This is a genomic window from Microbacterium sp. K24 (assembly GCF_004794465.1).
GTDB lineage: Bacteria > Actinomycetota > Actinomycetes > Actinomycetales > Microbacteriaceae > Microbacterium.
This window is the reverse complement of the sequence record NZ_SSDJ01000093.1, coordinates 90711-101320: the sequence shown is the minus strand read 5'-3', so window position 1 is coordinate 101320 and position 10610 is coordinate 90711. Positions and strand designations below refer to the sequence as shown.

Annotated in this window: 8 protein-coding genes and 1 pseudogene; 7 read left to right on the top strand and 2 right to left on the bottom strand. The window is 69.4% G+C overall.

Annotated elements, in window-relative coordinates:
• The 5 genes and pseudogenes from DW306_RS08455 to DW306_RS08435 form a co-directional block, all read left to right on the top strand.
• A pseudogene (locus DW306_RS08455) lies at positions 1–148 on the top strand (biotin--[acetyl-CoA-carboxylase] ligase); the annotation flags it as partial.
• 91 nt (positions 149–239) lie between these two features.
• Complete coding sequence (locus DW306_RS08450) at positions 240–758, top strand: PH domain-containing protein (RefSeq protein ID WP_136055177.1); 519 nt, start codon at positions 240–242, stop codon at positions 756–758.
• A gap of 90 nt (positions 759–848) precedes the next feature.
• On the top strand, positions 849–1973 hold the full coding sequence (locus DW306_RS08445; protein ID WP_136055171.1) for a 5-(carboxyamino)imidazole ribonucleotide synthase: 1125 nt from the start codon (positions 849–851) through the stop codon (positions 1971–1973).
• Between the two features lie 116 nt (positions 1974–2089).
• Positions 2090–2557, top strand: coding sequence for a 5-(carboxyamino)imidazole ribonucleotide mutase (gene purE, locus DW306_RS08440; protein WP_136055176.1), 468 nt, complete (start codon positions 2090–2092; stop codon positions 2555–2557).
• On the top strand, positions 2554–4008 hold the full coding sequence (locus DW306_RS08435; RefSeq protein WP_136055170.1) for an LCP family protein: 1455 nt from the start codon (positions 2554–2556) through the stop codon (positions 4006–4008). Before purE ends, DW306_RS08435 begins: the two co-directional genes overlap by 4 nt.
• Positions 4009–4255: 247 nt before the next feature.
• Here the strand turns inward: DW306_RS08435 and DW306_RS08430 are convergent, their stop codons facing one another.
• Positions 4256–4840: a hypothetical protein gene (locus tag DW306_RS08430; RefSeq protein WP_136055169.1), complete on the bottom strand. Its 585-nt coding sequence runs from the start codon at positions 4838–4840 to the stop codon at positions 4256–4258.
• 143 nt (positions 4841–4983) lie between these two features.
• The gene (locus DW306_RS08425) at positions 4984–6747 is read right to left on the bottom strand and encodes a DUF4012 domain-containing protein (RefSeq protein WP_136055168.1); all 1764 of its coding nucleotides are present in this window, start codon (positions 6745–6747) and stop codon (positions 4984–4986) included.
• A gap of 122 nt (positions 6748–6869) precedes the next feature.
• Here DW306_RS08425 and DW306_RS08420 point away from each other — a divergent pair, with 122 nt between their 5' ends.
• The gene (locus DW306_RS08420; RefSeq protein ID WP_136055167.1) at positions 6870–7943 is read left to right on the top strand and encodes a glycosyltransferase; all 1074 of its coding nucleotides are present in this window, start codon (positions 6870–6872) and stop codon (positions 7941–7943) included.
• 100 nt (positions 7944–8043) lie between these two features.
• Positions 8044–10512 (top strand): FG-GAP-like repeat-containing protein, encoded by a 2469-nt coding sequence (locus DW306_RS08415; RefSeq protein ID WP_136055166.1) that lies wholly within the window; start codon positions 8044–8046, stop codon positions 10510–10512.
• Positions 10513–10610: the final 98 nt, after the last annotated feature.

Sequence of the window (10610 nt, the reverse complement as noted above, 5' to 3'; positions counted from 1 at the left end):
TCCGGCCGTCCGCGTCTCGCTTCCCGGCGAACGGCTGCTCGAGGGTGTGGCGACGGCGCTCGATGCGCAGGGCCGACTGCTCGTCTCGGCGGACGGGTCGGTGCACGCCGTCTCAGCGGGCGACGTCGTCCACGTGCGTCCGGCCTGATCTGACACGCCGTCACGCAGACCGCGATGTCGCAGATCACGGGCACAATGGTGGGGTGACTCAGCCCGTGACGCTCGGAGGCCGGCCGGTGATGCCGCCGCCCGGCGCGCCGACCGAGGAACTGCTGATCGCACGCTTCCGGGGCCACGCCCGCCGGCTCTTCTGGTCGGCGCTCGTGCTCATCGCCGCGTTCGGGGCGACGACGTTCTTCTACGACAACCTGCCCGCAGGGTTCGAGAACTGGATGCTGCTGACCGCCGCCGGCGTTCTCGTGCTGCTCGCGGTGGTGGTGCCGTTCCTCGTCTGGTTCTCCCGCAGCACCACAGTGACCACGCGCCGAGTCATCGCTCACCACGGGATCGGCGCGCGTCAGCGTCGTGAGATGTCGCACGCCAGGGGATACACGATCGCCGTCCGCCGCGGACCACTGCAGCGGCTGTGGGGCGCAGGGACCATCACGCTCTCGAACGGCGTCGACGCGCCGCTGCGCCTGCCGAACGTGCCGAACGTCACCCTCGTGCACGAGACGCTCGCCGATCAGATCGAGGTCGGCCAGATCCTCGCGCACCGCGATGCGCAGGGCGCGACGGAAAGTCACGGCATCGTCTGACCCGGCGGCGCCGACGCAGTGCGGCGCGCAGGTGTCGAACGGGACCGGCTCCGTGCGGGAGAATGGGTGCGGACGAAATGGAGGCGGCACATGGCGCTGCGTGTGGGCGTGATCGGCGGAGGACAGCTGGCCCGGATGATGATCGCTCCGGCGGTCGAACTCGGGCTCGACCTGCGGGTGCTCGCGGAGGGCGACGGCATGTCCGCTCAGCTCGCGGCGACGGCCGTCGGCGACTACCGGGACATCGATGCCGTGCGGGCCTTCGCGGCCGACGTCGACGTGATCACGTTCGACCATGAGCACGTGCCCCAGGATGTGCTGCGCGCTCTCGTCGCCGAAGGCGTCGCGGTGCACCCGGGACCGGACGCGCTCCAGTACGCGCAGGACAAGCTCGTGATGCGCGCGCGCCTCACCGAGCTCGGCATCCCGCAGCCCGAATGGGCGGCGGTGCGCGACGCGGAGGAGCTGCAGGCCTTCCTCGACGCGCACGACGGCAGCGGCGTCGTCAAGACGCCCCGGGGCGGATACGACGGCAAGGGCGTGCGGGTCGTCCGCGCGGCCGAAGAAGCCCAGGACTGGTTGGACGCCGTCGCCGAAGGGGATGCGCTGCTGGTGGAGGAGCTCGTGCCCTTCGTCCGCGAGCTCGCGCAGCAGGTCGCGCGTCGCCCCAGTGGAGAGACCGTCGCCTATCCGGTCGTCGAGACGGTGCAGCGCGGCGGTGTCTGCGCCGAGGTGATCGCGCCGGCGCCGGCCGCGACGGAACGCCTCTCCCGGGTCGCCGAGCAGATCGGCCGGACGATCGCCGAAGGCCTCGGCGTGACGGGCATGCTCGCCGTGGAGCTCTTCGAGACCGACGACGAGCGGATCCTCGTGAACGAGCTCGCGATGCGCCCGCACAACAGCGGGCACTGGGGCCAGGACGGCGCCGTCACCGGGCAGTTCGAGCAGCATCTGCGCGCCGTGGCCGATCTTCCTCTCGGGAGCACGGGGTTGCGCTCGGCGTGGTCGGTGATGGTGAACATCCTCGGCGGCCCCACCGAGGGCACACTCGACGAGCGATTCGCCGCTGCGATGACGGAACATCCCACCGCGAAGATCCACACCTACGGCAAGGCGCCACGCCCCGGCCGCAAAGTCGGCCATGTGAACGTATCGGGTGACGACCTCGACGACGTCGTGTACGAGGCCAGGGCCGCCGCCGCGCATTTCGACTGACTCTCGGACACCGGTCAACAGGTGTGCCGCTGGGGGCTTCTCCCAGCAGCAGACCGTAGCCTGATCTGGTGACCGAGCCATTGCACTCCGCCGCCGCACCGCTGGTCGGCGTCATCATGGGATCCGACTCCGACTGGCGTGTCATGAGCGACGCATCCCAGGCGCTCACGGACTTCGGCATCCCGCACGAGGTGGAGGTCGTCTCGGCCCATCGCACACCCGACAAGCTGATGTCGTATTCCCGCGAGGCCAGAGCCCGCGGGATCCGCGTGATCATCGCCGGGGCCGGGGGAGCGGCTCATCTGCCGGGGATGGTCGCGTCGATGACCGCGCTGCCGGTCATCGGGGTTCCCGTTCCGCTGGCGTATCTCGACGGCATGGACTCGCTGCTCTCGATCGTGCAGATGCCGGCCGGCATCCCGGTCGCCACCGTATCGATCGGCGGCGCGCGCAATGCCGGACTGCTGGCCGCGCGGATCCTGGGCACGGCCGATCCCGACCTCGCCGATCGCGTCGAGAGTTTCGCGCGCGACCTCGAGGCGCAGGTCCAGGAGAAGAACGAACGGCTGAAGGACTCGCTGTGACCCTTGCGCCCCCGCGCGCAACCGGGCGCCCGCTGATCGAGACCCGGCCGCTGCGGCATCCGGACTCCTCCGATCAGGGGATGATGGCAAAGCGCGGCTGGTGGCTGGTCGCGCTGAACCTGTTCGTGCCCGGTTCGGCACAGGTCCTCGCGGGAAACCGGCGCCTCGGGCGCTTCGGTCTGGGGGCCACCCTGCTCGCCTGGCTGCTCGTGATCGTCGCCGCAGGACTGGCCCTGTTCGCGAGGCCGGTCCTGTTGTGGCTCACGATCGGCGGCGGATTCTTCTCGGCGGCGGTGCTCACGATCGTGCAGGTGCTGCTGGTGGGCTACGTCGTGCTCTGGATCGTGCTGACCTTCGACGCGCTGCGCCTCGTGCGCCTGGTGAAGGTTCCCGGTGCCTCGCGCTTCGCGATTCCGGTGGTGGCGCTGCTGCTGCTCGGTCTCGTGGGTGGCGGCGCGGGATACGCGGCGACGGTCGTGGGATCGACCCGCAGCACCATCTCCTCGATCTTCGGCCAGAGCGGTCCGAGTCTTCCGCCGGATGACGGGTACTACAACATCCTGCTCCTGGGCGCCGACAGCGGCGACGGACGCGACTCGATGCGGTTCGACAGCATCTCCGTCGTGTCCGTCAACGCCGACACGGGCGCGGTGACGATCACGGGTATCCCGCGCGAGCTCCCGAACGCTCCGTTCAGTGAGGGCAGCCCGATGCAGGCGCTGTACCCCAACGGCTTCGAGGGGCACGGCTCGTCGACCTGCGGCTGGAACGGGTGGATGAACCACGTGCGCAACGCCGCCGAGATCTGCCGTGAGGACCAGGGTGCGGGGCTGTACCCCGATGCCGTCGCACACGGCTCGGACCCGGGCATCGAGGCCACGAAGGATGCCGCGGAAGGCGTGCTCGGGATCAAGATCCCCTACTACGTCTTCGTCGACATGCACGGCTTCGCCCAGCTCGTGGATGCCCTGGGCGGCGTCGACATCAACGTCACCGAGCGACTTCCCAAGGGTGGCCCGCCGGAGAACTGGCACGGCACGGACGTGAACGAATGGGCGATCGGTTGGATCGAGCCCGGCCAGCAGACCATGGACGGCGACACCGCGCAGTGGTACGCCCGCTCGCGCTACACGACCAGCGACTGGGACCGGATGAAGCGGCAGCGCGAGCTGCAGGAGGCGATTCTCGCCCAGTTCACTCCGCAGACAGTGCTCACGCGATTCAATGAGGTGGCGGCGGCCGGGACGGCGCTCATCAGCACCGACCTTCCGCAGGACAAGCTGCCCGAGTTCTTCGATCTCATGCTCAAGGCGAAGGAGCAGCCGGTCACGTCGATCGAGCTCACCCCGGAATCGGGAGTCGATGAGCATCAGCCGGACTACGTCTACATCCAGCAGATGATCCAGACGGCGCTGCATCCTCCGACGGAGACGCCGACGCCCGAGCCCTGATCGGGCTTCCCTCTACGGAGGTCCCGTATCAGAAGCTCCCACATCGGAGATCCCTCGGCTGAGCGCTCTCAGCGGAGCGCGCTCAGCGGCGTTCGACCCCCGGGCACGCCGCAGCCCACGACCGTCTTCCTCGAGAAGAAGAGGTCGTGGGCTTCCGGTGCGGCCACCGGATTCGCCAGACGACGGTGATCGGAGGGGGAGGGATCACCGTCGTCCAGCCGACCACCGCACGAGGCGGCAGCCAGACTCAGGCGCGCTTGCGGCGGGCCGCACCAGTCGCGACAAGAGCTCCACCGGCGACGAGAGCGACTGCTCCGCCTCCGAGGATCCACGGCGAGACGCTTCCGCCGGTGAGTGCCAGCTCGAATCCGTCGCCGCTCAGAGGCAGCTCGGAACCGGCGGGCGCAACCGCGGGATCGTGGTCGCAGCTCACGGCGGCGTCGTGTCCGTGCGAGACCGTGATGGTCGCCGTGTACGAGCGCGAGCCACCGAAGGCGATGGCGTACGAGCCCTCGCCGTCGGACGGCGGACGGAACGTCAGCGTCATGCTGCCGTCGGCGGCAGCGGTGTTGCCCGAGATCGCCGAGTTTCCGGCGTTCAGACCCGACACTGACACGTTCACGTTCTCGGACGGCAGAAAGTAGCCGGAACCGAAGACGATGGTCGAGACCTCGCAGATGTCGATGATCGGATCATCGACCTTCACGCCAGGAGGCGACGGATAGGAGTCGGACGCTGCTTCCGGCACGGCAGGCGCGGCGGTCGCAACGGTCGGCGCGATGAATACCAGCGCGCCAGCGGCAAGGCTGATGGCAGCCAGTTTCTTCAGCATGATTTCTCCCCAGAATTTCACGCGGAATCGCACCCGAACACACCCCTGCATTCGACTGCGTGAGCTCATCCTGCCCCCACGGCAGGAAGACAGAGCCCAGATATTCCCCAGTGAGTCGACAGTAGCCTATTCAGCGGCGAATGTCACGAACCGCAGCGCAGTTCTTCCCGGGAGATCTTCGGAGCCTCGATCAGGGGGGTGACGAGAGCCTCGGTGAGCCTCTCGCCGGCGCCCTCGCCCTGGAAGTCGACGGTGATCGTCGTCGACTCGCCGGGGGCCAGGACGACATCGTGCTGCACGACCGAGCGATCGCCGAGCGTCGTCGTCTGGACGCCGTCCTCGGAGCCGTCGCGGTCGATATGCGACGGCGTGGAACCCTCGGGGCCGTACACGGCTATCAGGGTGCCCACGGACCCCGGGGGAACGCCGTAGACGCCGTCGCCGGTGACGTACGCAGGCAGCGAGGTCGCGGCATCCGCCGGCGCGGTGTTCGTCCAGGTCACCCGCACCTGCGTCGTCTCCTCTCCTCGGCAGGTGCCTACGGCCGTGGTGATGGAGGCGCGCGTGTAATAGTCCATCTTCGCGCCGGTGGCGTCGTTCATGAGCACCCCGACGTAGGTGGCATCCGCGCTGTCCACGGGAATGGTGCCGCCGAGGACGGAGCCGGCCAGCACCGCCTCCTCGTCCGCGTGCGCGCTCCAGATGCGGATGCGGCCCTCGCCCGCCGATTCCGCGAGGGCGCCGATCAGCGCCTTGGGATCGCCGCCGGAGAGTGCGGCCGAGAAGAGGCCGCTCGCCGCCTGGGCGAAGACGTCGTCCTGCACGGCCGGATCGGGGATGGCGGCGTAGATCTCGGAGAGCAGGATGCTGATCACGGTGTCGGGCGTCGCGGTGAACGGCCCGAACGTCAGGTCTCCCGTGGCGGCCATCAGGTGCTTCGCCACCACGGCGTCGACCGCGATCACGCCATCGACCTCGCCGCCGAACCGGCCCTGCCAGCGCGCCGCGATTGTCGCTCCCGCGTCGGAGAAGTCCGGGATGCTGGTGATGTTCTGCAGGTATCGCCCCGGGCGGTCCTCGAACAGCGCGATCGTGGAGTCGCTGAGGGGAAGGGCGGTGTCGAGTGCGGGGAAGTCCGTGGTCGACGCCTGCAAGCCCAGTGTGATCCGGCCCCCCTCGGCGTGCAGCAGCGCGATGGAGCCGATGATCCCGCCCGCTGAGCGGACCTCGGCGTTGTTCTGCATCGCCAGCACGTAGTTGCGCGGGCCGTCGCCGCCCAGCATGGTCGGGAGCAGCACCGACGCACCGTGCAGGGATCCGACCACTGTCGCCGCCTCGGTGACGGAGGAGCGCAGCTCCCGCACCGCGTCGGCGAGAGGCGGGAGCGTCGCGTCCGCGTCGATCTGCTGGGCACGCTGCTCGGCTGAGGTGAGGGCGGTGCTCGCCGTGCCGAGGGGTTTCTCGATCTCGGCGAAGGGAGCGAGGTCGATGGCCCCGCCGGTGAAGCCGAGGCCGGCCAGGTCGAAGTCGGCCGCGACGTCGAGAAGAGGAGTGAGTGCATCGGCGGACACGTCGTCGGCGATCTGAGCGACATCGCTGACCGCCCGGAAGTTCGGTCCGAGCCAGGGGATGACGCCGAACGCCTGCCAGACCGGATCGGACGTGAGATCGCGCGCCGAGCGGGCGTTCCCGGCGATGCTCGACGCGATCGGCTCGGCGCCGTCGAGGTCGCCCTCGGCGATCGCGGCCTTCAGCTGCGACGCGCCTTTGGCGACCTGTTGCAGGTCGCTCACCGCGCCGATCCCGCGTACTGTGACCCAGCCGATCGCCACGACGAGAAGCGTCAGGACGATGCCGACGGTCCAGCCGACCCATCGGCGCCGCCGGGGAAGTCGACCGTCGCTCACGTGAGCATTCAAGCATGAACCGCGCCCGAGTCGGAGATCGGAGGCTGTGGGAAACCTGATATTCGCGCGGCGCGGGGGCGAGGCTCCGCGGGAGAAGGGCGCCGCGAGGATAGCCTGAGCCCATGGGTGCTCGGCTGCGTGTGGTTCTGGATCAGCTCGTGCATGTCGTCGACGCCGACCACGCCTCGGCGGCCGTCGATCTCACGATCGGACTCGTCGCGACGGCGCCCTCCGGCTGCACCGTCGATGCCATCGTCCCCGCCGGCGCAGAGGTCACGGTGACCGGCGTCTCCGACGTCCGCACGCTCAACCTCGGCCGACGAGAACTGGCTGCGGCCTGGCAGATGGGAATCGCCCCCGGAGTCGGCGGAGGCCTGATCCACGCGCCGAGCCTGATGGCACCGCTCGTTCGCCACGATCGCGTGCACGACAACGATCAGACGACCGTGACGGTCTGGGATCTGCAGGCGTGGGATGCACCGGAGCTGCTGTCGAAGAGCGCGGTGGGATGGCAGCGCGCCATGCTCAAGCGGGCGGTGAAGCACGCGGACGCCGTCGTGGTGCCGTCGCACGCCGTCGCCGAGCGGTTGTCCGAGCTGGCCAGGGTGGGCGACCGGGTGCGGGTCATCGCCGGCGCGCCGCCCCGCGGCTTCGCCGCACCCGTCGACGCCGACGAGCGGCGCGCGTCGCTGTCGATCCCGGCGGAGTATGTCGTGCTGACGGGCAGCGCCGCCTCGCTCGAAGCAGGATTCCGCGGCGCGGTCGCCGCCGGTCTCGACGCGGTCGTGCTGGATGCGCCGGAGGGGTCGGAGCCGCGACTTGCCGAACTGGCGTCCATCGCGGGACTGCCGGAACGGCGCGCTCACGTCCGCGGCGCGCTGGTGCCGGAGGACCGCGCGGCCGTGCTGGCCGGCGCCGCCGCGTTCGCCGCGACGAGTCCGGTGGCGGGATGGCCGTGGCGCGCGGTGGAGGCGATGACGGTGGGAGTCCCCGTGGTCGCGATCGACAGCGGCTCGCACAATGATGTGATCGCGGACGGTGGAGTGCTGGTGTCGGAGACCGAGCTTCCCGATGCCCTCGCCGACGCATCGCGAGCGGGCGGCGCGCGCCTGCGCGTGCTCGCCGCCGACCGCTCGCGGGCATTCTCCTGGGCGAGCTCCGCCGAGAGGGTGTGGGGGCTGCACGCCGATCTGTGACGGCTGAAAACCCTCTGAGCGTCCGCACGACACGCGCACTCCCTACAGCAAATTCTCAGTAACAGTGGCATCATCCTGCAACTTCCGTCACACTGGTCACATGTCTCGACGTGCCCCACGCTCGCGAAACACCCTGAGGATCGCCCGACTCCTCACCTGTTTCCTCGCTGCCTCCGCTCTGATCGTCGGTACGGTCGCCCCCGCGACCGCCGCCACAGCATCCGTCTCCACGGCCGGCGCGAGCGTCGCCCGCGCGTCCGGCCCCGCCGCGACAGGCGTCGCCAAGACCACGCTCGCCGGCTTCAATGCGGGCAACATCATCAGCGATGCCGTGTTCACCAACAAGAACTCGATGTCCGAGGCGCAGATCCAGGCGTTCTTCAACAGCAAGGTGTCGCGCTGCCTCGGCGGTACGGATTCCCAGGGCCGCCCCATCGTGTGCCTCAAGGACTTCACGATCACGACGGTGACCCGCCCGGCTGACGCCTACTGCTCCGGATACACGGGGGCCGCGAACGAATCGGCGGCGCGCATCATCTACCGCGCGGCGCAGGCGTGCAACATCAACCCGCAGGTCCTCATCGTGATGCTCCAGAAGGAGCAGAGCCTGGTCACCAGCACCTCGCCGAACCCCGGGCGGTTCAACATCGCGCTCGGGCAGGGATGCCCTGACACCGCGCCATGCGACCCGCAGTACGTCGGCTTCTTCCATCAGATCTACGGCGCTGCACGCCAGATGCAGATCTACATGGAGGGCAAGTGGTTCCAGTGGTACGCGCCGGGCAGGACTTGGAACATCCTCTACCACCCGGAGCCGGCACGCGGGTGCGGGTCTTCCCCCGTCTACATCGCCAACAAGGCGACGTCGGCCCTCTACTACTACACCCCCTATCAGCCGAACGCGGCGGCGATGGCGGCCGGGTATGGTGAGGGCGACAGATGCTCCTCTCACGGCAACCGGAACTTCTACAACTACTTCACCGACTGGTTCGGATCCACGCAGGTCCCGACCTCGATGCTGCCGACGCTGTCGTCGATCGACATGAGCTCGTTCGTGCTCGGCGTCGACTCGGCCGGGGAGGCCTGGGGATACCCGTTCCTCAACGGCGCGTGGGGTGATCGCGTCAAGGTGGGCACCGGCCTGACCGGGCTCAAGAAGTTCTTCGGCGTCGGCGACCTCGACGGCGACGGCCACCGCGACTTCGTTGCCATCAAGACGTCCGGTGCCGCGCAGCTCGTCCGGAGCAACGGCACCACGACGCTCGGCGCGCAGACGGCGCTGCCGGGCGACTGGTCGGGCGTCGTGCTCGCCACGCCGGCCGGCGACTTCGACGGCGACGGCATCCCCGATCTGTTCACGACGGACTCGGCAGGACGACTCATGCTCTGGAGCGGCAACGACCGTGGGGGCTTCGTCGTCCCGCGCGTCGTCGGCACCGGCTGGTCCGCGATGAACCTGATCACCGGCAACGGCGACTTCGACGGGGACGGCCGCGCCGACCTCGTCGCCCGCGACGGTGCGGGACGCCTGTACGTCTACTCCGGCGACGGGAACGGCTCGTGGAAGGGCTCCAAGCAGATCGGTAACGGGTGGCAGGGCTTCACAGACGTCTTCAACTCCGGAGACTTCAACGGCGACGGCCGGCCCGACCTCCTCGCGGTGGACACCGCGGGAACGCTTCGGCTGTATCCGGGCGCGGGTGGCGGGGCCATGAGCTCGGCGATCGCGATCGGGATGGGGTGGCAGGGCTTCAACGCGTCCGCGTCCGGCCCCGCTGTCACGGCGCCTCGAGCCCTTCCGGCGGGTGCCGGAAACCTCGACGGCGTGCCCGGCGGCGACCTGGTCGGCCTCACGACGTCGAACGAGCTGCGCGTGTACGGCCTCAAGCGCGACGGGAACTGGGGCGGCGTGCTCCGCGTCCCCGGCACGTGGGCCGCGACCGACCGCGTGATCCCGATGGGCGACTTCAACGGCGATGGATTCAACGACATCGGCCAGATCGACGCGACAGGTGTGTTCTACTTGCATCCCGGGATCGCCGGCGGCGGGTTCGGGGCGCGCGTCGTCATCGGCAGCGGGTGGGGCGGGTTCCTGCGCGTCGCCGGCAACCTGGACTTCGACGGGAACCGTCTTCCCGATGTGCTCGCCGTCGACTCCAAGGGCGACCTCCTCCTGTACCGCGGCAACGGCAAGGGCGGCTGGACGACCGGCTCCGGTCTCATGATCGGCCAGGGCGGGTGGGCCGGTTTCACCGATCTCTTCAGCGTCGGCGACTTCGACGGCGACGGTGCGGCCGACCTCATGGGTCGTACGACCGGAGGAGTGCTGATGCTCTACTCCACGACCGGCGACGGCAACTGGGGCAACGCTCGGCCCATCGGACAGGGCTGGGCCGGGATGTCCTTCGTCTTCAGCGCGGGAGACATCGACGGGGATCGCCGCGTCGATGTGCTCGGAATCGCCGCGAACGGCGACATGTACCTCTACCGCGGTGACGGACGGGGTTCGTGGCGCGGCGACCAGCCCCGGATCAACGCCGGCTGGCAGATCATGAAACAGCTCTTCTGAGCGGCTTCCTCTACGGTACGAGGGCACCCTCCGGGGTGTCCTCGGCCCGTTTCCAGGGGTGCCATAGGATACTGGGATGCGTCGTGGCGACCGCCACC